The organism is Mariniflexile sp. AS56, assembly GCF_030552475.1.
GTDB lineage: Bacteria > Bacteroidota > Bacteroidia > Flavobacteriales > Flavobacteriaceae > Mariniflexile.
This window is the reverse complement of sequence record NZ_JAUPED010000013.1, coordinates 72,805-99,584: the sequence shown is the minus strand read 5'-3', so window position 1 is coordinate 99,584 and position 26,780 is coordinate 72,805. Positions and strand designations below refer to the sequence as shown.

The window sequence follows — 26,780 nt, the reverse complement described above, 5'->3', positions numbered from 1 at the left end:
CATATATAAAGATAAGAAATTTCCCTTTTTTATACAATCTCATCAAAGCTTTTTCTTAACTTGTGCAACAGGCACAACCGATACAGTTCATTAAAACGGAACTTTATCTTTGCATAATGTGCAAGCTGAAAAAAACATAGAATATGCCAAAAATTATTGATGTTGGAGTTGAGCAAGACCATATCGAATCTTTAACGAGAGCGAGTGGAATAACAGCAATTTCTGAACTTATATGGAATTCTCTTGATGCTGACGCAACAGAAATTAAAATCGAATACGCTAAAAATAAACTCGGAGGATATGAAAATCTTATGATTATTGATAACGGACTTGGAATTGAGTATGCAAAAGCTCAAGACGTATTTGGCAGATTAGGTGGTTCAGAAAAAAAACATACAAACAAAAGTCCAAACGGACGACATTATCACGGAAAAGAGGGAAAAGGAAGGTATAAATCACTTGCGTTAGGAGATTTAGTTAAATTCACGAGTGTTTATCAAAATGGAGAGTCATTAAAAGAATTCACGGTAACATTTGACCGTAATAATTTATCTCATTCAAATTTTAGTGATTTAAAAACACTTCCAAAGGGAAATACAGAAACAGGTTTTAAAGTCGAAATTCAAAATGTTAACCAAGAGAACGTAAATCAAGCACTAGATGTTAAACTCAGAAAAGAAATAGAGCAAAGGTTCGCTTCTTATTGGATAAACTATAATGACTTCAATATTTACTTTAATGGCAACAAACTAGAATTTGAATCTTTAATAAAAAATACAGACGAAACAGACTTTCTTGTAGAAGACGGAGAATTATCCTATCGTTTTGTAATTAAAGTAATCGAATGGAGTTTTGACATAAAAAAGAAAACATACTTATGTAACACCAAAGGAGTACCATTCAAAGAATTGAATCTTGGAATTAGGTCAACAATTCCTATTTCAATTTTTATACAGTCAATTTATGTAGAAAAGTTGCATAGAGAAAATCTAATTGATTTAGAAAATTTTGATGATATACTTCAAAGTGCTTATGGAGAAGCGAAAAAATTTGCCCGTGAATATGTTAGAAAACGACTTCATTTATATTCTGGAGAGTTCATTAACGAATTAAAGTCAAAAGGTCTTTATCCTTACAAAGAGAAAGCCGATTCAATTGTGGAGGAAAGCAAAAGGCAAGTGTTTGACATTGTTGCGCTTCAAGTCAACGAATACTTACCAGACTTTGAAAATCAAGATGATAAAAGTAAAAAATTCACACTCTCATTAATCAAAGAGGCATTAGAAAAGGATTCTTCTTCTCTTCAAAGAATTTTAACAGAGGTAATTGAATTGCCAGATGAAAAAAGAGATGAGCTTGTTGAGATTTTAGAAGAAACCTCTTTGTCAAGTATTATAGATACTATGACAGAGATTAAAAATAGATTACGTTTTATTAATGGTCTTGAAGAATTGATTTATAACAAAGAATTAAACAAAAATGTTTTAGAAAGAAAGCATTTGCATAAGATACTTGTTAATGAAACTTGGTTGTTCGGAGATGAATATACTTATGGAGTCGATGATATTACTCTCAAAAATGTTTTAAAAGAATATTTAAATCATTTAGGAAGAACAGATTTTGAAGAAATTGTAGCTAGTGAATCAAATACTGAACTACAAATTATTCCAGATGTTTGTCTTTGGCGACAATTTCCACAAGGACTTCCAGGACACAAAACAAATTTGATAATTGAATTAAAAAAGCCAAAAGTTGATGCAGGAGCTGAAGAACTAATGCAAATAAAACTTTATGCATCTAGAATCTGTAATGACAAAAGGTTTCCAAAAGAAAAAACCAAATGGAAATTCCTTTTAGTAACTAAAGACATCAAACAAGATATTGAATCAGAGTTAGAACAAACCGACAGAAAATATGGTCACGTAGTTGCTACTAATTCATATGATGTTTACGTTTTGACCTGGGGTCATATACTTAATGAGGCTAGAACTAGATACGAGTTTATAAAAGAAAAATTGAATCTGAATTTAATGGACAACCAACAAAATTTGGACTATTTAAAATCAAAATACAGCGAATATTTACCAAACGAACTGAAAAAGCCAGCACATAGCAGTGTATTTAAAAAATAGCGCAAATCGTTACTAACACAAAGGCTTAGGCATTTTTGGAAAGTCGCCAAATTTTTAAATTTGGCAACTTTCCAAAAACAAAATAATTAATAAAATTTAAAAATTCGGCTTGTGTATTATCCGAAAATTATCGCTTATTTTCAGCTCATAAACGAGGCCTTAAACGAACACCCCCTATTCCCTCCCCAAACTTCCGCGTTAGCGATTGAAGCGGTATCCTTTTTAAAACCAGATTGCAACTATGTTTGTTAGAGCTGAAATTCGACAGATTGCTTCGTCCTTTGTCCTCGCAATGACGTTTTAAAAAGATTTAGCGGAAAGCGCGACCCTTCGGGTAACGCCCAAATTATTTAAAAACTAATCCCTTTTATTTTTTTATACTCTAATATGGCTTTGCTATCTGTAAGCAATGAGATGTGATAACACACGCTTGAAAGCCTATTGTACAAACTAGAATCGCTTGCTTTAATGTTTTTTGGTAAGCCTTTTAAAATAAGTTTATCGTAGTTGGATGCCACACCTTCAAAGGTATTATTAACCGCGTTGGTGTAGGTATTCAATAGCGTGTTAATAACCCCATAACCCGCAATTTCTTTATCAATTACTTCGGTAGATTGGTAAATGTTTTCGATACTTATTTTAATAATATCTTTTATTTGTGCATCGTATTTACTTTTATCTAACAAGGCACAATCGAAATCGCCGCTTAAAATGGCTTCTTCGTGAGTCATGAAAATATCAACCGCCTCGTTTATTAGGCTACCTATAGCCAAAGCACGTAAATACCCAATGCGGTCTTCTTTAGTAGAAAGCGCATAATAATTTTCGGGCTTGATGTTGTGGCGTATTATTTTAGACAGGTATTCTAGAGCAAATTCCTCTTGTATTAAACCTAAGTTGATGCCATCTTCAAAATCGATGATGGTGTAACAAATATCATCGGCAGCTTCTACTAAAAAAGCAAGTGGATGGCGTGCGTAACTCAGGTGTTTATCGCTACGTTTTAATAAACCTAGTTCGTTCGCAATATCCTCATAAGCCTCTTTTTCACTTTGGAAAAAGCCATATTTTTTATCGGCTATATGAGAGGTTGGTTTTTTAGGCAAAGATTCTTTTGGGTACTTGGTAAAAGCCCCAAGAGTAGCATAACTAAGGCGTAAACCACCGCTTCTACCTACTCTACTTTCGGTTAAAATTTTAAAACCGTTCGCGTTTCCTTCAAAATCGCATAAATCTTGATATTCCTTGTCTGTTAATTGGCTTTTATACTGTTTACCTAGTCCTGTTTTAAAGAATTCGCCAATGGCTTTTTCTCCGGAATGTCCAAAAGGCGGGTTTCCAATATCGTGCGCCAATGCTGCGGAAGCCACAATCGCTCCGAAATCGTTCGCTTGGTAACCATGTACGCTTTGTAAATGCGGGTGTTTTTCCAATAATTTTTTTCCAACCAAACGCCCTAAAGAACGCCCCACAACGCTTACTTCTAAACTGTGGGTTAAACGGGTGTGTACAAAATCGGTTTCAGATAAGGGAATCACCTGGGTTTTATCTTGTAAGCTTCTAAATTCCGACGAAAAAATAACACGATCGTAATCGACTTCAAATCCCAAACGGGTTTCGTCTTGTTCTTTTCGTATGCGTTTATTCGTGTCGCCAAAGCGTTTTAAAGATAGTAATTGTTCCCAGTTCATTGTTAAATTTTAAGCACGGGCAAGATAACTAAATTCGGCAAAACTAGAATTGAAAATCTGGTAACATTAAGATAACATTTTAATGACTGTTGTTTAATGTTTAGATAACACAGCATTGAAGCCGTTTCACTTTTTTTGCATTGTTAAATAGAAACGCATTATGAAACAACTAATTTACACCGCTCTTTTACTTTTTACCGCTTTATCTTTTGGTCAAAATACAGGTTTCATAATTGGTAAGGTTTTAGACAACGAAGTAAACAATGCGCCTTTGGTACTTGCAAATGTTTCTATTAAAGGAACTGCGACAACCTTAAACACCGATTTAACGGGTTTGTTTATTTTTGAAAACCTAAAAGCCGGCGATTACACCCTGGTTTGCAGTTTTGCGGGTTACGAAACCAAAGAAATTAACGTACATGTAACTGATTTAGAAGCGACTGAAATTAAAGTATCTCTATCTGCAAGCACAATTTCATTGGATGAATTAGCGATGCTTACTAGTATGGCAAATGTGGATGAGAAATAGGTGTTACGAACGCAGTGAAATAAATTATTGATTAATTATTAACGACTTACAGATTGCTTCGTACCTCGCAATAACGTAAAACAACAACACTTTCTACTTCATACCATCTATTCTTAAACGGATAGATTTTTTTGTTTTCAATAGAAATTGAATCCCCTATTATATTAGAGCTCATCCCTTTTCATTTTAAAAAAATCAATGTTAAATTAAGGTTTATAAATCAACGATTCGGTAACGTTTAGATAACCCTTTTGTTACCGTTGTTTAACTTACACATAACACCCTATTCATTTTGTGTTTCGTTCTTTGCACCAGATAAAAACTAAGAAAAAATGAAAAGATTACCCCTATTGTTTCTGCTATTTATAGCAACAATATCATACAGTCAAAACACGGGTGCTGTGGTTGGAATATTAACCGACAAAGAATATAATGATGAGCCTTTGGCTTTTGCAAACGTATTAATAAAAGGTACGACCAAAGGAACCACATCTGACATTGATGGCACCTACCGCATCGAAAATTTAGAAGCAGGCGCTTATACCTTATTCGTTAGTTTTGTTGGTTACGAAACACAGCAAATCCCTGTCACTATTATAGCAAATAAAACAACGGAAGTGAATGTCCCTATGGCTGCTAGTGCCGCATCTTTAGCGGAAGTTGTTATTACCACCACCACAAAAAGAGAAAGCGAAACAGCTTTGTTACTAGACCAAAAGAAAGCCGTGAGTTTTAAAGCCTCTATTGGTGCCGATGAACTTTCAAGAAAAGGGGTTAGCGATGTCGCTACCGCAGTCACCAAAATAAGTGGTATTTCTAAACAAGAAGGCACGGGTAGTATTTTTGTGAGAGGTTTGGGTGACCGCTATAACATTACAACCTTAAATGGTTTACCATTACCATCGAACAACCCATCAAACAAAAATATTAATTTAGATATTTTTTCTACAGATATTGTAGAATATGTTGCCATTAGTAAAACATTCGAAGCTCAAAATTATGCCGATTTTGGTGGTGCTAATATTGATATTCACTCTAAAAAATTCACGGGCGCCCCTTACATTACTTTAGGTGTTGGTTTAGGTGCTAACAGCAATGTTTTAAAAGTAGATGATTTTTATTTACAAGATGGCCCTTCGTATTTTGGATTTAACTCTGGAAGCGCACCAAGCAACCCATTATTACCATACAATTACGCAACAAGTTGGGACAGAACAACGAGCAAAAATACACTAAACAATAGTTATTCATTATCTGGTGGAAAAAAATTCAGTTTGGGTGATGAAAGCCGATTAAGCACTTTCATTACGGCTTCATTTGATGCTGATAACACATACATTGAAGGTGTTGATAGAGGAAGTATTACGGCCCAAGGAACTATCAATTCAGACTTCTACAAAAAATCATATAAGCACAACACCAATACCACGGTAATGGGTTCTGCCGATTATAAAATAAACAATAGTAACTCTATATTATTCACTTCGTTATTTTTAAACTCAAGTTCACAAGATTACAGCGAATACGAAGGTGAAAATCAAAATTTTGATGGTGGTGCACCTGGAGCTGGTGATATTTCTGGATTTATTAAACGTGGCACCTTTGATAAAACAAAGTTATTTGTAAACCAATTAATTGGTGAACACAACTTTAACGAACAGTGGGAAGCTAATTGGGCTGTTGGTTATAGCATATTAAACAACGTGATTCCAGACCGCATGCAAAACACATTTATTCCTGCGCGTGATGGCTCATCAAACTACACATTCTTTACAGATTCTAGTATTCACAACCACCGTTATTTTCAAGATTTGGAAGAAAAGGAGTTGTCTGCAAATGTTTCCGCTTCTTATAATTTTCAAAAAGATGAAGATGACAACTTTAAAGGAAAATTCACTTTAGGCTATTCTGGTAAAATGAAAGATATCAATTTCAATTCACAACAATATGCCTATTTCCCAGTAGCAAACAAAATTACGTTCCCCGTTGATGGCATTCATGATGTGGACACCTATTTAGGAAATGCGTATTTCAATACGTCTACGGGTGATAGATCGAGTGAGATCCCACAACTTTACACGGGTAATTTAGATGTACATGCGCTATACGGAACTTTACAATATCAAGTAACCGAAAAACTATCCGCCATTGTTGGCGCACGATTTGAACAGTTAAACCAAAATGTTTATTATGAAACGTCATTGGTTCCAAATGGCGGTACGTCCAACTATGCACCTGTAAACTTTTTACCTAGCTTAACCGCGAAATACAAGTTAAACGATACTCAAAATTTAAAGTTCGCAGCAAGTAAAACTTACACCCTGCCTCAATTTAAAGAAAAGGTGAAATTACTGTTCCAGGAAGTAACTCAAGATTATGAAGGAAACCCGAACTTGTATGCTTCAACTAACTACAATGCCGATTTAGGCTGGGAATATTTCCCGAGTAACGGCGAACTGGTTTCGGCTACTGCTTTCGGAAAATTAATTCAAAACCCCATAAACGAAATGTTTACCAATTCATCTTCAGGTAACATCACCTATGCCAATACAGGAGAAATGGCCATCGCCGTGGGTATTGAATTAGAATTAAGAAAAAATATTTTTGAAGTTGAAAAAGACAACGATTTAAAAGACAAATTATCTTTTGGGATTAACGGATCGTACATTTATCACAACCAAGATTTAGACCCTGATAAAGTATTTCAAGAAAACGGATTTGGTGCGAACTTCACGTTTGATGACGCAAAATTATCGGGCGCTTCAGATATGTTAGCAAATGCTGATATCACCTTTTTAAAAGAGTTTTCAGAAAACAAAGACATTACAGCCACCTTAGCCTATGCGTATTTTTCAGATAAACTAGCAGTTATTGGAACACAAAGCAAAGGTAACATGGTTGATAAATCCATCAATAAATTAGACTTCATTATAAAGTCTAATTTATCTGAAAATCTAAAACTAGGTCTGTCTTATAAAAACATTTTAAACCCAACTTACAAACGTATTTTAGAACAAAGCAAAGTATCAGGTAGTACAACGCCAGATGTTTTAGTGAGTTCGTACCAAGTTGGTTCAAATTTCAAAATATCACTAGAGTATAAGTTTTAAAAAGCCCCATATTTAAAGTGAAAAAAAGGTGATTGATTTCGTATCAATCACCTTTTTATTTTTTGCACTCATTCATGTAAATTTTATGTTAACTAAGCCCTGTTTTTAGTAGGAATACTTAACAACAAGGTAATACATGCTTAACTCCTTAAAAACAGTATGTCGCTTTCTTTGCCACATAAAATAAAACAAAAATATTCAAAATGAAAAAATCAATTTTAGCAATAGCAGCAATCGTAACACTTGCTTTTACAAGTTGTACTGATGACAACAACCCATCGACTCCAAAAAGTACTTTCGAGTTAAAAGTAGATGATTTAAAAGGCGACATTAATGATGGCTCGGTAACTTTAGACCCATCACAAACCTATACTTTATCTGGTGCATTGGTGGTAAGATCTGGCGCTACTTTAACCATTCCTGCTGGAACAACTATTAAAACCGATGTGACTGTAGCCGAAACTGCTTTATATATTGCAGTAGAAAGAGGTGCTACTATTAACATTAATGGTGAATCTAACAACCCTGTGGTTATGACATCTGGTAAAGCAGACCCTAAAGAAAGTGATTGGGGAGGTTTAATTATTTGTGGTGACGCGAAAGTAAACACAGGCGATAACGGAACATCTGAAGTTGGAGGTTTAAGCTACGGCGGAAACAACAATGCCGATTCTTCAGGAAAAATAAATTTCTTAAGAATTGAATATACAGGCTCTAAATTTTCTCCTTCTAAAGAATTTAACGGTGTTTCTTTCTTTGGTGTTGGTAGCGGAACTGAAGTTTCTAATATTTATACCTATGAAAGTGGTGATGATGGTATCGAGTTTTTTGGTGGTGCTGTAAATGCTTCAAACTTAGTAATTATCAATTCTTATGATGATTCTTTAGATTTTGCTGATGGTTTTCAAGGAACTATTACCAATGTTTACATTTCAGGAATCACAAAAGCTGGTATTGAAGGTTCAAACAACGGCGATAACGATGTTGCAATACCTATGACAGATGCTAAACTAATCAATGTAACGATTGTAAAAGGTGCAGATGCTAAATTTACAGCTTCAGAACAAGCAATCAACTTTAAAGAAGGTGGTGGAAAACAAACTTACACTAACTTATTTGTTTCTGGAATTGATACATTCGCTAAGTTAGATTCTGGTTCTGGTGCCACTGCAAGAATTGATGCGGGCGACTTTAAAGTAAACGGATCTAACTTTGTAAGCACAAGCAACACAACTGCTGCTTACGTAACTTCTGAAACTGGTGCAGGGAACGGTGCTACTTTACCATCTTGGGCAACAAAAATTCAAAAACAATAGTTTATATAAAACACTTAGTAACAAAAAAAGCATCCCTAATTGGGATGCTTTTCTATTTAGTTATTTCATTTAAACAATCTCTTAATTAATTTGAGACTCTTTTAAACTCGCTATAGCATTAGCGCTGTAATCTACTTCTTTAATGGTTTCATTTGTGTAATAAAACCATTTGCCGACTTTTTTTCCATTATCATAATTTCCAGAAACAATTTTTTTGCCTGCTGTGTCAAAACTCAACCACTCACCTTGTAATTTACCATCTGTTGTGTAAGTTCCAGTTTGACTTACAACATCATTGTCATGATAATAAACCACTTCAATTAAATTAGTGTCTTTGTTAAGTTTTAAATCTCTCTTTTGTTGTCCAAAAGAAACCACAGTAATTAAAAAGGCAAAAAATAAAATAAATTTCTTCATAATTATGGGGGTTTTAACATTATATACCAAATATACAAATTTGGTAACCTTAAAACAACACGTTCTTAACGTTATGGTAACATTGATATTATAAACATCTGATTATCAACTAATTCCTAATGTTAAATTTAACATTGGGATTATTAATAATTAGTTAATATTAATATTACAATGAACTCATCTTAAACCTAGATATTCGCAGTGTCTTAAGACAAAACAATTAGTTTTTCATATAATCTATTAGTTTTTGTCGACTACATTATCATGATTTCTAATGAGCTGCCTTTGGCCGAGGCAGCTTTTTTTTTGTTATAAAGTTAATAATCAGGAAACATTCAGTTAACATTGAAGTTGGTTATTTGCACCGACAAAAATTAATAGCAACATGAAATTACGATTAGTAGCACTAGCCATTCTAACGGCTTTTACAATGAACGCTCAAGAAATTGAAGCACCCAAATTCGGAAAAGGAATTTTTAATCTAGTAGGTAAAGACAGTTCTTGGACCATGAAAGTCGCGGCAAGAATGCAATTTTTAACTGTAGTAGATTGGGACAATCAAGATGGAAAATACATTGACCCTCAATCTGAATTTACAGTAAGAAGAGCACGATTAAAGTTTGAAGGCTTTGCATACTCTCCAAAATTAGAATACAAATTAGAATTAGGCCTTTCTAACGACGATTTATCTGGTGGGTCTGTTTACACAGGAAACGCACCAAGATACATACTCGATGCGGTGGTAAAATGGCATTTCGCTAAAAACTTTCAATTATGGTTTGGCCAAACAAAACTACCTGGAAATAGAGAACGTGTTATTTCTTCTGGAAACATGCAATTTGTAGACCGCTCGTTACTTAACAGCCGTTTTACCATAGACCGAGATATGGGTTTCCAATTATTACACCAGTTTAACTTAACAGATCAATTTGTTGTAAAAGAAATTTTCTCTTTAGCTCAAGGTGAAGGGCGAAATATTACCACAGGAAATTTAGGTGGCCACCAATACACCACGCGTGTTGAATTATTACCTTTTGGCGAATTTAAAAGTGAAGGCGATTATTCTGGTAGTGACTTAAAAAGAGAAGAAACACCAAAACTTGCCTTAGCAGTTGCTTACGACTTTAATAACAACGCTGTTAAAAGCCGTAGTAACCAAGGCTCTTACATGGTAAACGACGCAGGTTTTTTCGAAACCAATATAAACACATTGTATGTAGATGGTATGTTTAAATACCATGGTTTTTCTTTTATGGGTGAATACGCAAAAAGAGACGCTAAAGACGCTTATGCAAAAAACACAGACGGTTCTTTAACTGGAGCTGAAGTTCAAGTAGGGAACGGTTTAAACCTGCAAGCAGGGTATTTATTTAAAAACAATTGGGAAGTTGCTGGCCGTTACACAAACATTGCTTACAACAAAATCATAACAGGACGCGATATAGAGACTCAATATACTGTAGGAGTTTCAAGATATATCGTTGGGCATAAGCTTAAGGTACAATCAGATATCAGTTATTTAGATTTTGGAGCTAATGACAAACTGATGTACAGATTACAATTTGACATTCACTTCTAATAAAACATAACAATTACGTAACTTAGCAAACTAAAATACATAAGATATTTGCAAACTTATTTTTATATATAATTATGGATAATATTTACTTATTGATGATAATTGCCCTAGCGGTATTAGCTATAGCCGACTTAGTAGTTGGTGTTAGTAACGATGCTGTTAACTTCTTGAATTCTGCCATTGGTTCCAAAGGTGTTTCATTTAAAACTATTATGATAGTGGCCAGTGTTGGTGTTGCCGTTGGAGCTGTATTTTCTAGCGGAATGATGGAAGTAGCCCGAAAAGGTATTTTCAACCCGCATGAATTCATGTTTAACGAGATCATGATTATTTTCATGGCGGTTATGATAACAGACATTCTATTATTAGATTTCTTCAACACCGTAGGGATGCCTACTTCTACAACCGTTTCCATTGTTTTCGAATTATTAGGAGCGTCTGTCGCAATGGCCCTTATTAAAATTGGTCATGATGGTGGTACATTTAGCGATGTAGTTAGTTATATAAACACGTCCAAAGCAACCGAAATTATTTTTGGTATTCTGCTCTCGGTCGTCGTCGCATTCTCTGTGGGTGCTTTAATTCAGTGGGTTACTAGGCTATTATTATCATACAATTTTGAAAAGAAAGCCAATTGGGTAGGTGCTCTTTTTGGAGGTTTTGCCATTACATCTATCACCTATTTCATCTTCATGAAAGGTATTGGTGGTACCGCATTTGCAAAACAAAGTTTTGATATTATTGGAGGGTCAACTATTAAAGAATTTTTAGAAAACCAAGTGGCTTTCATTATTCTTTGTAGTCTTGCTTTATGGTCTTCTCTTTCTTATGCTTTAATCACTTTTACAAAAACAAACATTTACAAATTAATTATCATCATTGGTACCTTTGCATTGGCATTAGCATTTGCAGGAAATGATTTAGTTAATTTTATTGGTGTTCCTATTGCTGGATGGCAATCTTATACAGCTTGGGCTGGATCTGGTATTGCTCCAGAAGCATTTAGCATGGGCTTCCTTGCCGATAAAGTACCAACACCTACTATTTTATTAGTTATTGCTGGTTTCGTAATGGTTGCTACCTTATGGTTTTCTAAAAAAGCAAAAAATGTGACGGAAACTGAAATTAACTTATCAAGAGAAGGTGACGGAAAAGAACGTTTTCAACCTAACTTTTTATCTCGTGGTTTTGTGAGATTGGCATTAGGTCTTTCAGAAATGTCTTCTTATATATTACCAAAAACTTGGCAAGATAAAATTGAAAAACAGTTTGAAAAACCTGTTATCAATTTAGCAAAATCTAAAACACACGAATTACCAGCTTTCGATATGGTACGTGCAGCGGTAAATTTAATGGTTGCTGCCATTCTTATATCAATCGCAACCTCTATGAAATTGCCATTATCTACAACATACGTAACGTTCATGGTTGCTATGGGATCTTCTTTGGCCGATAGAGCTTGGGGTGCAGAAAGTGCGGTTTACAGAGTTGCAGGTGTTTTAAATGTTATTGGTGGTTGGTTTTTCACAGCTATTATCGCCTTTGTTGCAGCAGCAGTTATCGCTTATTTATTAAATTGGAACGTAGAAGTTATGGTTCCGGTATTATTATTAGTAGCAGCCTTATTATTGGTTAGAAACTATATTTCACACAGAAAAAAATCTAAAGAAGCAAAAGCGGAAGACAGCTTAACAAAAGCGGAAAGCAGCTCTATTCAAGGTGTGATTTATGAAAGTGCTAAAAACATTGCTAATGTTGTAAAACGTGGTAATAAAATATACACCAATGCTATTAATGGATTGGCGAAGCAAGATTTAGCTTTATTGAAAAAGAATAAAAAACAAATTGTAAAATTATCTGACGAAGTAGATGAATTGCGTGATAACATCTTCTATTTTATTAAGAATTTAGATGAATCTAGTTTAGGTGCTAGTAATTTTTACATTCACATTTTAGGATACCTTCAAGATATGACTCAATCTTTAGAGTATATTACGAAGGTGAGTCATAAACACGTTCAAAACAATCACAAGAAACTTAAATTCAATCAAATAAAAGAATTGAAAGAAGTTGATGAGCGTTTTGAAACTTTCTTTAATAACACGCAAAAAGCATTTAATTCTAGTTCTTTTGAAGAAATAGGTATTATTTTAGGAAGAAAACAAGAAATTTTAGGCTTAGTAACTTCTAAAATTCAAAAGCAAGTGGAACGTACCCGTACGGAAGAGTCGAGTCCTAAAAACACCACGCTTTATTTTAGTTTATTATTAGAAACTAAAGATTTATTAAACGCGACTATGAATCTTTTAGAAGAATATCATAACGCCCACGATAGTTCGGTTAAACCAGCCACTTTGGTACAAAACCCAACAGAATCTAAATAAGTTAAGGTTCTTTAAATAGAAACAACAAAGCCATCTTATTCAAGATGGCTTTGTTGTTTCTATAAATTATTTACTTTTGTATAAATTTAAATTAAATATAATGATTTCAGCAAACGAGTATTTTGATAGTAATGTAAAATCTTTAGGCTACACATCGGCAACAGGTAATTCTACCTTAGGCGTTATGAATCCTGGAGAATATGAATTTGGAACTTCTAAACACGAGACTATGAATGTGATTGAAGGAGAAATGACTGTTAAGTTACCAGGAAACAGCGAGTGGGTTACTTATAAAGCTGGTGAAGCTTATGAAATAGATGCTAACCAAAAATTTCAAGTTAAAGTATCTGTACAAACATCATATCTGTGTCAATACAAATAATAGTATTGAAACTATAGTATAAAAAAAGCACCTCAATCGAGGTGCTTTTTTTTATGTATTATTTGAAATATGTGCCAATTAAGAGCCACACATTAAACAATCATCTCCTTCTGCTTCTTTTGCTTGCGCTATTAATGCTTTCATTTCTTCAGCACTCATAGGCTCAATTTCCGGAGCTTGTGTTTTTGCTAACTTCGCAGCTGTTTGTTCTGCTACTTGCTTTTTCTCTTCGGTTGCAACGGCTTGGTTTACTACTTCAACCGCTTCTGGTAACGACTCTTCTTTTTTAGACGTCTTTAAGGTGAATTTAATAGCATCTACAGCACTCTTAGTACGTAAATAATACATACCAGTTTTTAAGCCGCTTTTCCATGCGTAAAAGTGCATAGACGTTAATTTAGCCATGGTAGCACCTTCCATAAATAAGTTAAGCGATTGTGACTGATCGATAAAGTATCCTCTATGGCGACTCATATCAATAATATCTTTCATGCTTAATTCCCAAACAGTTTTGTATAGGTCTTTAATGTCCTGAGGAATGATGTCAATACCTTGAACAGATCCATTCGCTCTCATAATGTCTTGTTTCAAGTTATCATCCCACAAACCTAAGTCTACTAAATCTTCTAATAAATGCTTGTTTACAACAATAAACTCTCCAGATAATACACGACGTGTATAAATGTTAGATGTATAAGGTTCAAAACACTCATTATTTCCTAAAATTTGAGATGTAGAAGCTGTTGGCATGGGCGCTACTAAAAGCGAGTTACGCACACCATGCTTTAATACTTGCTTACGTAATTTTGCCCATTCCCATCTGCCGCTTAATTCTTCATCTTTCAAGCCCCAAAGGTTGTATTGGAATTCCCCTTTACTTATTGGAGAACCTTCATAAGTTTGGTAAGCACCATCGGCCTTCGCTTCTTCCATACTTGCAGTAACTGCTGCAAAATAAAGCGTTTCAAAAATATCTTTATTTAATTTTTTAGCTTCATCACTTGTAAAAGGCATACGCAATAGAATAAACGTATCTGCCAATCCTTGCACCCCTAAACCAATTGGTCTGTGACGCATGTTAGAGTTTTCAGCTTCAATTACTGGGTAGTAATTTCTATCAATAACTCTGTTTAAGTTTTTTGTAACACGTTTTGTGATACGGAACAATTCTTTATGGTCGAACTCACCATTTTTAACAAACATAGGTAATGCGATAGATGCCAAATTACATACAGCAACCTCATCTGGAGATGTGTACTCCATAATCTCTGTACATAAATTTGAAGAACGGATGGTTCCTAAATTTTGTTGATTCGATTTACGGTTAGCCGCATCTTTATACAACATGTATGGCGTACCTGTTTCAATTTGAGATTCTAATATTTTCTCCCAAAGTTCACGTGCCTTGATTGTTTTACGTCCTTTTCCTTCCGCTTCGTATTTTAAATATAAAGCTTCAAAAACCGCACTATGCACCTCATCTAAACCAGGGCACTCATTCGGGCACATTAAAGTCCATAGACCATCTTCTTGCACACGTTCCATGAACAAATCTGAAATCCACATCGCATAAAATAAATCACGCGCACGCATTTCTTCTTTACCATGGTTTTTCTTTAGGTCTAAGAAATCCATAATATCAGCATGCCATGTTTCAATATACATTGCAAAACTTCCTTTACGTTTTCCGCCACCTTGATCTACATAACGTGCCGTATCGTTAAATACTTTTAGCATAGGCACAATACCGTTTGATGTTCCGTTTGTACCAGCAATGTAACTTCCTGTAGCACGAATGTTGTGTATCGCTAAACCAATACCTCCTGCAGATTGGGAAATTTTGGCTGTTTGTTTTAATGTATCGTAAATACCATCAATACTATCATCTTTCATGGTTAATAAGAAACATGACGACATTTGTGGTTTTGGTGTACCTGAGTTAAAAAGTGTAGGTGTAGCGTGTGTAAAATATTTTTTAGACATAAGCTCGTAAGTTTCAATAACCGACTCGATGTCGTTTAAATGAATCCCTACGGCTACACGCATTAACATGTGTTGTGGACGCTCAGCAATTTTACCGTTTAACTTCAATAAATACGAACGTTCCAAAGTTTTAAATCCAAAATAATCATAACCAAAATCACGGTTATAAATGATGGTAGAATCTAAAACATCTTTATTTTTCATGATCATTTCGTAAACATCATCAGCCAAAAGCGATGCGTCTTTACCCGTTCTCGGGTTTACGTATGTGTATAAATCATGCATAACCTCACTAAAGGTCTTTTTAGTGTTTTTATGTAAGTTAGAAACAGAAATTCTTGCCGCTAAACGCGCATAATCTGGATGCGCCGTAGTCATGGTTGCAGCAATTTCAGCAGCTAAGTTATCAAGTTCGCTGGTGGTAACACCATCGTATAAACCTTCAATAACGCGCATAGTTACTTTTAATGGGTCGACTAATTCGTTTAACCCGTAACATAATTTACGTACCCTTGCGGTAATTTTGTCGAACATAATCTGTTCTTTTCTGCCATCTCTTTTTACTACATACATACTTTACACTGTTTTTAAGTTTTTCTGATACACCTTCAGAAAAACGGTTAGTTGATTATTCCAAATACGGGCTAATTAGTAAATAGCCTAGTACTTAGTGGTTTAGTTGGATTAATAAAAATTTCTTAAACTCTCATTTCACTGAAATCACTTCAGCAAAAGCGCATGAGAAAACACTTTTATAAATTTTAGTAAGCTTATCTTTTAACGGATTCTAATATTTAGAAATCGGCATCAAAAGTAAATTTATCTTTATCTTCTTCTTTATTAAGAACACCAGCTTTTTGGTATTCAGACACACGTTTTTCAAAGAAATTGGTTTTTCCTTGTAACGAAATCATATCCATAAAATCGAAAGGATTGCTTGTGTTGTATTCTTTTTCACAATCTAATTCGCTTAACAATCTATCGGTTACAAATTCTAAATACTGAGACATTAATTTCGCATTCATACCAATTAAACTAGCGGGTAAAGACTCGGTAATAAACTCACGCTCAATATTTAAAGCATCAACCAAAATTTCTCTAATACGTTCTTTTGGTACTTTATTAATTAAGTGTTTGTTATGTAAGTGCACTGCAAAATCGGCATGAACACCTTCATCACGAGAAATCAATTCGTTAGAAAAAGTTAAACCTGGCATTAAACCTCTTTTCTTTAACCAGAAAATAGAACAAAATGCACCTGAAAAGAAAATACCTTCTACCGCTGCAAAGGCAATTAAACGCTCTGCAAAACTTGGAGAATCAATCCATTTTAATGCCCAATCTGCTTTTTTCTTAATAGCAGGAAAATTATCAATAGCATTAAACAATAGGTCTTTTTCTTTTTCGTCTTTTACATAAGTATCAATTAAAAGCGAATAGGTTTCACTATGGATGTTTTCCATCATGATTTGAAACCCGTAGAAGAATTTCGCTTCACTATACTGTACTTCGTTTACAAAGTTTTCTGCTAAGTTTTCATTTACAATACCATCACTAGCTGCAAAAAATGCTAAGATGTGTTTTATAAAATAACGCTCATCATCATTTAATTTGTTTTTCCAGTCGGTAAGATCTTGATGTAAATCAATTTCTTCTGCAGTCCAGAAACTAGCCTCCGATTTTTTATACCATTCCCAAATATCATGATGTTGGATAGGAAAAATAACAAAACGATCTTTGTTTTCTTGAAGAATGGGTTCTATGGTCTGAGACATTTTTTTGGTTTTTTTTAATTAAATATTAGACGAAAATCGATGTCGATTTTGGGAACAACAAAGATTGAAAAATGCTATAGATAATGAAAGCTATAGTTATAAACATTGTCAACAAGTTTTTAACAATTAAACATTTTATAAACAAAACGAAGTTTACAAAAAAAAAGTGTTAAATTTCTGTTTTTCAATAAATTAGACTTTTTGGATTTTCAAAAAGTTTACAGGAAAAAATAAGTTTTTTAGTTTTAAACGCCTTATTTTAAAGGTGTTTTGGCGGTTTTTTTTTAGTTATTTAGACTTGTTAGCAACCTTCTCTAACTCCGAATACCAGTCCGCTCCAAACTTTCTAATCAACGCTTCTTTAACAAATTTATATACTGGAATTTGCAATTCTTTTCCAAGCGTACAGGCGTCGTCGCAAATTTCCCACTTATTATAATTCACTGCCGAAAATTCTGTGTATTCTTGAACTCTTACTGGATATAAATGACAGGATACTGGTTTTTTCCAAGAAATCTCCCCTTGATTATAAGCTTCTTCAATAGCACACAATGCCACTTTCTTTTTATCGAAAATCACATAAGCACAATCGGCTCCATTAATTAAAGGCGTTTCTAAATCACCATCTTCCGTTGTTATAAAAACACCTTGTTCTTCGATGGCTTTAATACCTTCTTTTCTCAAAAAAGGCTTTACTTTAGGGTATATTTCTTTTAAAATATCGCCCTCCTCTTTATCTAAAGGAGCACCCGCATCGCCGTCAATACAACAAGCACCTTTACACGCCGATAAATTGCACATAAAATCCTTCTCAATAATTTCTTCTGAAACGATGGTTTTTCCTAATTGAAACATATCCTCTAATTAATAGTAAGGGGCAAAAATAGCTAAACTTTAGCTTTTAATACCATAGTTATTGCCAACAATCCTATACTTTTGTAACAAAATGTAAAAACCGCAAAAATGCAACTTAATTTTAAAGAAATATTTACTGCTTTTATGATATTATTTGCCGTGGTAGATATTATTGGAAATATTCCTATTATAATAGATTTACGCAAAAAAGTAGGCGAAATTAACAGCAGAAAGGCAGCCATTATCTCTGGAATCATCATGGTCGCGTTCTTGTTTTTAGGAAAAAGCATTTTAACCCTTATTGGCATTGATGTGAATTCGTTTGCCGTTGCCGGATCGTTTATTTTATTTTTTATTGCATTAGAAATGATTTTAGGAATCACCCTTTACAAGCACGAAGAGCATACTGCAGATACCGCTTCTGTGTTTCCTTTAGCATTCCCACTTATTGCAGGACCTGGTAGTTTAACCACGCTTTTATCATTACGAGCTGAATTTAAAACCGAAAACATTATAGTAGCCATCATACTAAACGTAATTGTTATTTTTATTGTTTTGAAAACATCAAAAACCATTGAACGCTTTTTAGGACAGAACGGGATTAGCATTGTTAGAAAAGTATTTGGTGTGATTCTACTTGCCATTGCGGTTAAACTTTTTGCACATAATATTAAAGCCTTATTTGAAATTATATAACACACATACAGATGAAGATTATAACTATTGTAATTAGCGTGCTTGCTTTAGCGCTTATAGGATTCAACGTTACTCAAATAAATTTTGAAGCACCTTTTGAAGGCGAAAGCATGATTGCCTTAATCACTATTCTTGCTGGACTTTGCACCATTCTCATGATGCTTATTTTAAGAGTATCAAAACGTATTGAAGCTAAAGTAAAAGGACGCAGATAATGTTCGACGCTTTAATAATAGGTGGTGGTGCAGCAGGATTACAATGCGCTTTAATTTTAGGATCAGCAAAAAACAAGCCTTTTGCCGAAAACAAACATATTGGTATTATTGTACACCAAAAAACATCGCACCTACAAACAGCACTCTTTAATAATGTACTTGGTTTAGCACCAGGAACTACGGGTGAATCTATTTTAAATGAAGGCAAAGAACAATTGAAAGCCTTATACCCACAAGTTGAACACATTGAAAACGAAAAAGTTTTAGAGATTTCAAAACAAGACGGAATTTTTAATGTAAAAACCAACAAGCATACCCACAAAGCCAAAACAGTAGTCATAGCGGTTGGTTACACCAATTTAATGACCATTAAAGGTTTAGAACCCTTTACGGAACCACACCCTAGAGCTGCGATTGAAAAAGACCGTATTTGGTTAAAAAACACAGACCACTTAATTGAAGACAATTAATATGTTGCAGGTTCTTTAGCTGGTTGGCGCAGTCAGTTTGCTATTTGCGCAGGTAGTGGCGCCCATGTTGCTACCGATATTTTAACACTTTGGAATGATGGAAAGCACGTGAAAGTGCATGATAAAATTGAAATTTAAAACCAAAAGGCTATTTCTTGCCATTACTCAGCTCAACAACTTCTTCAATCATAATATCACGTTGATTAAAAACTTCCTCAAAAGCACCAACACCATAAAGCTGGTCTGCCAATGTTGCTTTTATATATTGCTTCACCTCTTCATGATAAGCCACGAAGGTTAATTGCGATTCAGTTCTTATATTCAAATATTCTTGAAATGCGTAAACCATTTTCTCTGGCACTTCATAGGTATCTATAAACGCTTGTCTTTTAATACCATTATAAAGCTTCCTGTCTTTTTCTAAACTTTCAAATACAAAATAACCAATAAAACCACGACGCTGTAAAAAGGTAAGTGTTTCATTTTGCATACTATTATCTATAGGCACAAACACATCTGGTATAATACCGCCGCCGCCATATACAATTTTCCCTTTCGGTGTTTTATATTTTAAAGAATCGGCTACTTGTATTTTTTCTGGATCTAGAAGTTCACCACTATCAAGTCGTTCAAAATACTCGTCGTAATAATCTTTATTTCCTTTAGCGTATGGACGCTGAATAGAGCGCCCTGTTGGCGTATAATATCTGGACACCGTTAAACGTACTGCACTGCCATCTCCCAAATCCATTTCACGTTGCACCAAGCCCTTACCGTAAGAGCGACGTCCAATAATAGTCCCTTTATCATTATCCTGCAATGCACCTGCAACAATCTCACTCGCTGAAGCTGAGTTTTCGTTTATAAGCACAAATAACTTACCTTTTTCAAAATCACCTTTATCGGTAGCATAACTTTTCTCGATGTTACCGCGTTTATTTTTGGTAAACAAAATCAGTTTATCATCTTCTAAAAACTCATCTACAATTTGTTCTGCAATACCTAAAAAACCACCTGGGTTATCACGTAAATCGAGTGCTAATTCGGTAGCACCTAAATCGAGCAATTTATCTAAACTCTTTTTAAATTCTTTATAAGTACTTTCTGCAAAACGGTTAATTTTTATATATCCCAATTTACTTGTCAGCATATAAGCAGCATCTACACTTTTTATTGGAATGTACGAGCGCTTTACAGTGAAATCTAATAATTTCGGTTCTCCTTTTCTAAATACTTTAAGGTTGACTTTACTATTTAACGGCCCTTTTAATTTGTTTACCAACTGGCCATCGTTTAAGGTATTACCAAAAAGGGTATCACCATCTGCCATCACAATACGATCACCACCTCTTATGCCCGCTTTAGCACTTGGACCACCTTCAATAGAGCGTATTACCGCTATAGAATCGCGGTACGGATAAAAACTAATACCAATACCCACAAAGTCGCCTTTCATGTTTTCGGCAACACTTTGCATTTCTTCTTTAGGAATGTATACCGAATGTGGGTCTAGGTTTTCTAAAATACCATTTACCGTAACATCTACAATACTATCCGTATTCACATCGTCTACATAATCGTAATCAATGTAATCTATAAGCCTGTTAAGTTTATCTTTTTTACTGTTTTTTGAAAATAATTTATCGGGCACATCGCTAAAGTTCAGCTTGCCTCCAACAAAAATGCCCGCAGCAATAGCTACGCCTATTATTAAGGGTAAATATTTTTTTCTATATGGCATTAGGCTTCTAATTCTTCAATTTGTTTTAATTCAATACCCGCTTTTTCTAAGAACTTTAAACCAGAATCATCTTTATAACCTTCGTGATAAACAACTTTCACAATACCCGCTTGGTGGATAAGCTTGCTGCAATCTTTACAAGGTGACATGGTAATATACAAGGTAGCACCTTTGCAGGATTGTGTTGAAGCCGCTACTTTTAAAATCGCATTCGCCTCGGCATGCAACACATACCATTTTGTATACCCTTCATCATCTTCACAAAAATTCTCGAAACCTGATGGTGTACCATTGTACCCATCTGATATAATCATTCTATCTTTTACAATAAGTGCCCCTACTTGCCTGCGTTTACAGAAGGATAATTTTCCCCATTCTTGTGCAATTCTTAAGTAGGCTTTATCGTATTTAAGCTGTTTCTTTTCTGACATTAATTCTAATTATAATTTGCGCGTTACCCTCATTCCATGTTCAAGTTTCAAACAATAATGTTCAGACCTATTCGGGTCGGGCTATACGTTACAATCTTTTGCCAAAAAGCAAAAGGATTTTCACTACTATCCCTAACGCAAAACAATATAACGAAGATACTTGGTTCGTATTTTAATTAGAACGCAAGTTCGTAAAAGTTTGTGAAAAGTTTGTGAAAATAACAACAAGATTTACTATGAAACGCTGATTGCGTTAGGGATGGTAGCGTAAAGCCCACAGCGAGGTACGAGCGAGGACTTGCAGCGAACAGCCCGACCCGACAGGGTAACGCCCAAATTAGAAATTAACCTAAAAACGGACTATTTAATATCATAGGAATTACCAACCCAACAACAATGGCTGAAATTACCATAATCCAATCGCGTTTGTTAAACCTAAATACGGTTTGCATAATGTAACCTAGTAATAAAACAGCAAAGACAATAATTATTTGAGCCAACTCGATACCTAAAGCAAACTCTAGTAAGAGTACTAATTTACTATCGGAATCGCTTAATAACATTTTAAACTCGCGCGCAAAACCTAAACCGTGTATAAGTCCAAAAAACAGGGTAGATAAAAATAAGATGCCTACTTTTTCCTTTTGAGCCCCTTTACCAGAAGTGAACACATTAAACAGTGCCACAACCAATATGGTAATTGGTATTAGAAACTCGACCATAGAGGCTTGAACGCTAATAATACCATAAACCGCTAAAACAAGCGATAGTGTATGCCCTAATGTAAACATGGATACGAGTAGGAACACACGTTTCCAATCTTTAAACATATAAGGCACGGTTAAAACTATAAGAAATAATACGTGGTCGTAAGCTTTTATATCAAGTACGTGGTTGATGCCATATTGAACGTTAAACATGAAATTATCGAACATAATACCAATAGAATTTAGGGTTACCCAAATATACAATTATTTAGAATTGTTTAACGCTGCTTTATATTTTTTATCAAGCTGCAAAAGCATTTCTTTAGTAATGTCTTCAAGGTTAAACTGATGCTTCCACTTCCAATCTTGCCTTGCGTACGAATCGTTTATACTTTGAGGCCAACTATTAGCAATCTCTTGCCTATAATCGGGATTATAAGTGATTTTAAAATCTGGTAATTGCTTTTTTATAGATTCCGCCACCTCTTTTGGTGTAAAACTAATGGCTGCTAAATTATAAGAAGAGCGTATTTTAATAGTATCTTTTTTAGCTTTCATGATATCGACGGTTGCTTTTATAGCATCGTCCATAAACATCATAGGCAACTCGGTGTCTTCAGCTAAAAAGGAATCATATATACCATCGGTAATGGCTTTATGGTAAATTTCCACCGCATAATCTGTTGTGCCACCACCCGGCAAGGTTTTCCAACTAATAATACCTGGGTAACGCAAACTACGCACATCGACACCATATTTGTTATGGTAATATTCACACCAACGCTCACCCACTTGCTTGGTAATTCCATAAACGGTAGTAGGCTCCATAGTGGTATACTGCGGTGTATATTCTTTGGGCGTTGTGGTACCAAACACCGCAATGCTTGATGGCCAAAACACTTTTTTTATAAATTTGGCACGGGCTAAATTTAACACATGAAATAAAGATTCCATATTCAAATCCCAGGCCTTCATAGGGTACTTCTCACCAGTTGCACTTAAAATAGCGGCCATTAAATACACGGTATCTATTTTATGTTTTTCAACACACACTTTAACACTTGCGTAATTTTGAGCATCTACAATTTCGAAAATTCCTGAATTAACAATATCTAAATTGCTATAACTTATATCACTTGCAATAACATTTTCATCGCCATGCAACTCCCTAAGTTTAAATGTTAATTCAGACCCAATTTGCCCACAAGCACCAATTATTAATATTTTAGACTTCATTTAAAGTTGTAATTATAAAGATTTGCCAAAAATAATAAGTTTTTATTGATAATATCGTATTTTAAAACTGAAATATTCAGAATATGATTACTAACTATCTAATAGAAAAAAGAAACGAAACTTATATCTTTGCTTCTTAATGATACATTTTAGTTATGAATATGAAGTTATTAAGCATTTTATGTGTTTTGGTTATCGCCTTTTCTTGTAAAAAAAGTGAAGAAACAAGCGCCATTACAACGACTACAACCAACGACAGCCTATTGGTAAAGGCCGCAGACATTTCGAAAATTAAATACACCGATTATATTTTAGATAGCAAAACTGAAGATTTCACCATAAACTGGAAAGCATATAACCAACTTACAGAAGTTATAAGCAAAATAAAGGCTGCCGATTTAAGTTTCTTCAACAACAACGCTAAAGAAGTTAAGGAATTAATTTCTAACTTAAAATTAAACATCCCAGAAAATGTGAATAGCCCGTCTATTTTAGCAAGAATATCGGCCCTTGAAACTAAGATTTTAAAACTAGAAAGTTTAACGAATTTATCGACTACCAGTAAAACCGAATTACTTAATAATATTCAAGATGTTTTGGTAGCTTATTCTAATTTAAACTTACAAATGAATAAGAAGGTTGAAAACGACCATATAATTATTGAAAAACCCTAAAATAGCACCACTTAAAACAAAAAACAGCCGCCAATATTATAAAATATTGGCGGCTGTTTTTATTAAAAATACCATCTACTTTTTAGCCTGCGCCTCTTGCGCTTGTAACACTTGTTTCTGTCTTAATAATTCGGTTTTTGTTAACTGAATTAAATTAAAATTTGGAGACACTTTCAAGGTGGCATCCAAAATATCAACAGCCTTATCAATATTTAATTTTTTGTCTTTATTATATGTAGACAACGCGTTTAAATACATAAAAGCCGATTTTAAAGATACCTCATACGGGTTTTGTGTTTCATAAAAAGCCTTTTTCATATCCTCTTTAGAATTTGCAATTCCATAAGTAATATGTTTATCTGCTTCTGGATACTTTTGCGTTTGCAAATAAAGCTCTGCCAACTCATAAGCCACTAAAGCATTAGGGTTACGCTTAAACATTTCTTCAAATTGCGCAATAGCCAAATCGGGTTGTTTCACCGCTTTTAAGGAAATCGCCTTTACTTCAATAGCAATATCAGAATCGTCCAAGATGCGTTCATAACCAATAGTATTTAAGGCTTGCATGTACTTATCTTCAGTCATATATATATAAGCCAACGTATCCATTCTTGCAACAGATGGAGCCAACACATTTAAATGTGTCATGGCATTTATGATACCCTGCACATCACCCTGTTTCTTCATTTGCTTATAATAAGCTTCATAATGTTTTAATAAATCGGAATTACTCTGTGCATTTATGGCAAAACCACTTAATAATAACCCGAGTACAAATAATTTTTTCATTGTTTATAATAATTTAAAGTGCTAAAACTATAAAAAATTAACATTTAAACTCTTAAAAGTATATTAATTATTTAAGTTATTAACTAATCTGTAATTTCAGCCAGGGAACTGCACACATTAACTATGTGGTGAAAAACTCATTATTAGGAAAGTATAAAAAAAATAAGTACTTTAGGTTAACAAAAATTAAAATTATGGGAATTAAAAGTTTTTTGGGCGCTAGAAAAAATCAACAAAAATCGAGTGCAGATTTGCCAATTAAGGTTAGTGATTACATGACCACAAACCTGATTACCTTCAAATCTGAAGAACTTATGGAGAATGTTATTGATTCCTTAATTAAAAACAGAATTTCTGGCGGTCCCGTTGTGAATGATGAGCATGAATTGGTTGGCATCATATCTGAAGGGGATTGTATTAAACAAATTAGCGAAAGCAGATACCATAATTTACCAATGGAAAACAATACCGTTGAAAAATGTATGGCTAAGAATGTTGAAACTATTGATGGTAATATGAATATTTTTGACGCCGCTAATAAATTTCTGGAATCAAAACGCAGACGTTTTCCAATTGTTGAAGACGGAAAATTGATAGGTCAAATAAGCCAAAAAGATATACTAAAAGCAGCTATTGCTTTGAAAGGACACACCTGGAATAGTTAACTTTCTCTTTTTACCAACGCATAGTAACCGTTCTCTATAGGTAAATAACCTTGATCGTACACGAAGTAATATACCGTACCTACTTTTGTGGTATATATACTTGTGAAATAATTAAAATCGAAGCCAGCTTCTATAAGTTTGGCTCTCGATGTTTTTGTTTTTTGCTCAGGGTTTAGTGCTTCTAAAATGCGATAATTTTTCCGAAGCCTATTATTCGTATTTCTTATTAAATTTTTATTATCCTTATTTACATTGTTGTTATAGGCGTTTCTACAGCCATCACTACAGAATTTTTTATCAATTCTTCCAACAATTTTTTCACCACACTCTAAACATTCTTTGGCCATATATATTTGTCTTTTAGGTAAATATAATCAAAAATAGCATCCGTTTACAAACGACTACAAACATTTACAAACGAATTTAAACATTTATAAACCGACTCCCTTTTCCCAACTGCTGCAACTTTGCCATGTCGAAACATAACAACTCGATAGTATTAACTGTTTAACAATTAAAAAATAACATCATGAGCACACTTAGAAACAAAGTACAGTTGATTGGAAACTTAGGTAACGATCCAGAAATTATTAATTTAGAAACTGGAAAAACACTCGCAAAATTCACAATTGCAACAAACGAAAGCTACACCAACACTAAAGGTGAAAAAATCACAGATACCCAATGGCATAACATTGTAGCCTGGGGAAAAACAGCGCAAATAATTGAAAAATATGTAACTAAAGGAAAAGAAGTCGCTATAGAAGGCAAGCTCACTTCCCGAAGCTACGATGATAAAGAAGGCAACAAACGTTACATAACAGAAATAGTTTGTAATGAATTATTAATGCTTGGTAAATAATAGTATAGTTCAAAAACGGCAATAAACCATTGCCGTTTTTTCAATTTAATCGATTAAGTGTATTATTTACAAGATGAAAAGCATATTTTTCGCATAAAAACCAAACTTTATGAAATATTTTACTTATGTTTGACATGCCCC

At 34.1% G+C, this 26,780-nt stretch carries 23 protein-coding genes and 1 pseudogene; 13 read left to right on the top strand and 11 right to left on the bottom strand.

The features are described from left to right. Nucleotides 1–143 precede the first annotated feature (143 nt). Nucleotides 144–2,132, top strand: a complete 1,989-nt coding sequence (locus Q5N74_RS15075; RefSeq protein WP_304389787.1) for an ATP-binding protein — start codon at nucleotides 144–146, stop codon at nucleotides 2,130–2,132. 350 nt (nucleotides 2,133–2,482) lie between these two features. On the opposite strand, the gene dgt is transcribed toward Q5N74_RS15075, so the two are convergent. After that, nucleotides 2,483–3,823 carry a dGTP triphosphohydrolase gene (gene dgt / locus Q5N74_RS15070; protein ID WP_304389786.1) on the bottom strand — a complete coding sequence of 447 codons (1,341 nt, stop codon included), beginning with the start codon at nucleotides 3,821–3,823 and terminating at the stop codon, nucleotides 2,483–2,485. 160 nt (nucleotides 3,824–3,983) lie between these two features. On the opposite strand from dgt, the gene Q5N74_RS15065 reads away from it, so the two are divergent. The 3 genes from Q5N74_RS15065 to Q5N74_RS15055 all read left to right on the top strand — a co-directional run bounded on the left by Q5N74_RS15065 (nucleotide 3,984) and on the right by Q5N74_RS15055 (nucleotide 8,778). Further along, nucleotides 3,984–4,352 (top strand): carboxypeptidase-like regulatory domain-containing protein, encoded by a 369-nt coding sequence (locus Q5N74_RS15065; protein WP_304389785.1) that lies wholly within the window; start codon nucleotides 3,984–3,986, stop codon nucleotides 4,350–4,352. Between the two features lie 332 nt (nucleotides 4,353–4,684). Continuing rightward, nucleotides 4,685–7,462: a TonB-dependent receptor gene (locus tag Q5N74_RS15060; RefSeq protein WP_304389784.1), complete on the top strand. Its 2,778-nt coding sequence runs from the start codon at nucleotides 4,685–4,687 to the stop codon at nucleotides 7,460–7,462. A 203-nt stretch (nucleotides 7,463–7,665) separates the two neighbouring features. Continuing rightward, nucleotides 7,666–8,778: a hypothetical protein gene (locus Q5N74_RS15055; RefSeq protein ID WP_304389782.1), complete on the top strand. Its 1,113-nt coding sequence runs from the start codon at nucleotides 7,666–7,668 to the stop codon at nucleotides 8,776–8,778. An 81-nt stretch (nucleotides 8,779–8,859) separates the two neighbouring features. Here Q5N74_RS15055 and Q5N74_RS15050 read toward each other — a convergent pair whose 3' ends face one another. After that, the gene (locus Q5N74_RS15050; RefSeq protein WP_304389781.1) at nucleotides 8,860–9,195 is read right to left on the bottom strand and encodes a nicotinic acid mononucleotide adenyltransferase; all 336 of its coding nucleotides are present in this window, start codon (nucleotides 9,193–9,195) and stop codon (nucleotides 8,860–8,862) included. Between the two features lie 385 nt (nucleotides 9,196–9,580). Here Q5N74_RS15050 and Q5N74_RS15045 point away from each other — a divergent pair, with 385 nt between their 5' ends. From Q5N74_RS15045 to Q5N74_RS15035, 3 genes are all read left to right on the top strand, one after another. Then, nucleotides 9,581–10,774, top strand: coding sequence for a porin (locus Q5N74_RS15045; RefSeq protein ID WP_304389780.1), 1,194 nt, complete (start codon nucleotides 9,581–9,583; stop codon nucleotides 10,772–10,774). 74 nt (nucleotides 10,775–10,848) lie between these two features. After that, the gene (locus tag Q5N74_RS15040; protein ID WP_304389779.1) at nucleotides 10,849–13,158 is read left to right on the top strand and encodes an inorganic phosphate transporter; all 2,310 of its coding nucleotides are present in this window, start codon (nucleotides 10,849–10,851) and stop codon (nucleotides 13,156–13,158) included. 100 nt (nucleotides 13,159–13,258) lie between these two features. Beyond that, the gene (locus Q5N74_RS15035) at nucleotides 13,259–13,540 is read left to right on the top strand and encodes a pyrimidine/purine nucleoside phosphorylase (protein WP_304389777.1); all 282 of its coding nucleotides are present in this window, start codon (nucleotides 13,259–13,261) and stop codon (nucleotides 13,538–13,540) included. Nucleotides 13,541–13,618: 78 nt separating this feature from the next. Here the strand turns inward: Q5N74_RS15035 and Q5N74_RS15030 are convergent, their stop codons facing one another. The 3 genes from Q5N74_RS15030 to Q5N74_RS15020 all read right to left on the bottom strand — a co-directional run bounded on the left by Q5N74_RS15030 (nucleotide 13,619) and on the right by Q5N74_RS15020 (nucleotide 18,153). Further along, the gene (locus Q5N74_RS15030) at nucleotides 13,619–16,096 is read right to left on the bottom strand and encodes a ribonucleoside-diphosphate reductase subunit alpha (RefSeq protein ID WP_304389776.1); all 2,478 of its coding nucleotides are present in this window, start codon (nucleotides 16,094–16,096) and stop codon (nucleotides 13,619–13,621) included. A gap of 221 nt (nucleotides 16,097–16,317) precedes the next feature. Then, nucleotides 16,318–17,298 (bottom strand): ribonucleotide-diphosphate reductase subunit beta, encoded by a 981-nt coding sequence (locus tag Q5N74_RS15025; RefSeq protein WP_304389775.1) that lies wholly within the window; start codon nucleotides 17,296–17,298, stop codon nucleotides 16,318–16,320. A gap of 288 nt (nucleotides 17,299–17,586) precedes the next feature. After that, the gene (locus tag Q5N74_RS15020) at nucleotides 17,587–18,153 is read right to left on the bottom strand and encodes a DUF3109 family protein (RefSeq protein ID WP_304389774.1); all 567 of its coding nucleotides are present in this window, start codon (nucleotides 18,151–18,153) and stop codon (nucleotides 17,587–17,589) included. A 108-nt stretch (nucleotides 18,154–18,261) separates the two neighbouring features. Between Q5N74_RS15020 and Q5N74_RS15015 the strand changes: the two genes are divergently transcribed. From Q5N74_RS15015 to Q5N74_RS15005, 3 genes and pseudogenes are all read left to right on the top strand, one after another. Beyond that, entirely contained in the window at nucleotides 18,262–18,849 is a 588-nt protein-coding gene (locus Q5N74_RS15015; RefSeq protein WP_304389773.1) for a MarC family protein, read from the top strand. An 11-nt stretch (nucleotides 18,850–18,860) separates the two neighbouring features. Further along, nucleotides 18,861–19,064: a hypothetical protein gene (locus Q5N74_RS15010; RefSeq protein WP_304389772.1), complete on the top strand. Its 204-nt coding sequence runs from the start codon at nucleotides 18,861–18,863 to the stop codon at nucleotides 19,062–19,064. Beyond that, nucleotides 19,064–19,672: pseudogene (locus Q5N74_RS15005) on the top strand (NAD(P)-binding domain-containing protein). Before Q5N74_RS15010 ends, Q5N74_RS15005 begins: the two are co-directional and overlap by 1 nt. Before the next feature lie 10 nt (nucleotides 19,673–19,682). Here the strand turns inward: Q5N74_RS15005 and Q5N74_RS15000 are convergent. The 4 genes from Q5N74_RS15000 to Q5N74_RS14985 form a co-directional block, all read right to left on the bottom strand. Continuing rightward, on the bottom strand, nucleotides 19,683–21,275 hold the full coding sequence (locus Q5N74_RS15000; RefSeq protein ID WP_304389771.1) for a S41 family peptidase: 1,593 nt from the start codon (nucleotides 21,273–21,275) through the stop codon (nucleotides 19,683–19,685). After that, entirely contained in the window at nucleotides 21,275–21,706 is a 432-nt protein-coding gene (locus Q5N74_RS14995; RefSeq protein ID WP_304389769.1) for a dCMP deaminase family protein, read from the bottom strand. Before Q5N74_RS14995 ends, Q5N74_RS15000 begins: the two co-directional genes overlap by 1 nt. Nucleotides 21,707–22,050: 344 nt before the next feature. Next, on the bottom strand, nucleotides 22,051–22,641 hold the full coding sequence (locus Q5N74_RS14990) for a HupE/UreJ family protein (RefSeq protein ID WP_304389767.1): 591 nt from the start codon (nucleotides 22,639–22,641) through the stop codon (nucleotides 22,051–22,053). A 36-nt stretch (nucleotides 22,642–22,677) separates the two neighbouring features. Then, on the bottom strand, nucleotides 22,678–23,649 hold the full coding sequence (locus tag Q5N74_RS14985; RefSeq protein WP_304389765.1) for an NAD-dependent epimerase/dehydratase family protein: 972 nt from the start codon (nucleotides 23,647–23,649) through the stop codon (nucleotides 22,678–22,680). 161 nt (nucleotides 23,650–23,810) lie between these two features. On the opposite strand from Q5N74_RS14985, the gene Q5N74_RS14980 reads away from it, so the two are divergent. Further along, a complete protein-coding gene (locus Q5N74_RS14980; RefSeq protein ID WP_304389764.1) occupies nucleotides 23,811–24,323 on the top strand; it encodes a hypothetical protein in 513 nt (170 codons plus the stop codon). 75 nt (nucleotides 24,324–24,398) lie between these two features. Here the strand turns inward: Q5N74_RS14980 and Q5N74_RS14975 are convergent, their stop codons facing one another. Beyond that, nucleotides 24,399–25,112 (bottom strand): hypothetical protein, encoded by a 714-nt coding sequence (locus Q5N74_RS14975; protein WP_304389762.1) that lies wholly within the window; start codon nucleotides 25,110–25,112, stop codon nucleotides 24,399–24,401. 194 nt (nucleotides 25,113–25,306) lie between these two features. On the opposite strand from Q5N74_RS14975, the gene Q5N74_RS14970 reads away from it, so the two are divergent. Further along, a complete protein-coding gene (locus Q5N74_RS14970) occupies nucleotides 25,307–25,777 on the top strand; it encodes a CBS domain-containing protein (protein ID WP_304389761.1) in 471 nt (156 codons plus the stop codon). On the opposite strand, the gene Q5N74_RS14965 is transcribed toward Q5N74_RS14970, so the two are convergent. Further along, nucleotides 25,774–26,124, bottom strand: coding sequence for a hypothetical protein (locus Q5N74_RS14965; RefSeq protein ID WP_304389760.1), 351 nt, complete (start codon nucleotides 26,122–26,124; stop codon nucleotides 25,774–25,776). The genes Q5N74_RS14970 and Q5N74_RS14965 overlap by 4 nt on opposite strands. 182 nt (nucleotides 26,125–26,306) lie before the next feature. Between Q5N74_RS14965 and Q5N74_RS14960 the strand changes: the two genes are divergently transcribed. Further along, nucleotides 26,307–26,639 carry a single-stranded DNA-binding protein gene (locus Q5N74_RS14960; protein ID WP_304389759.1) on the top strand — a complete coding sequence of 111 codons (333 nt, stop codon included), beginning with the start codon at nucleotides 26,307–26,309 and terminating at the stop codon, nucleotides 26,637–26,639. Nucleotides 26,640–26,780 lie beyond the last annotated feature (141 nt).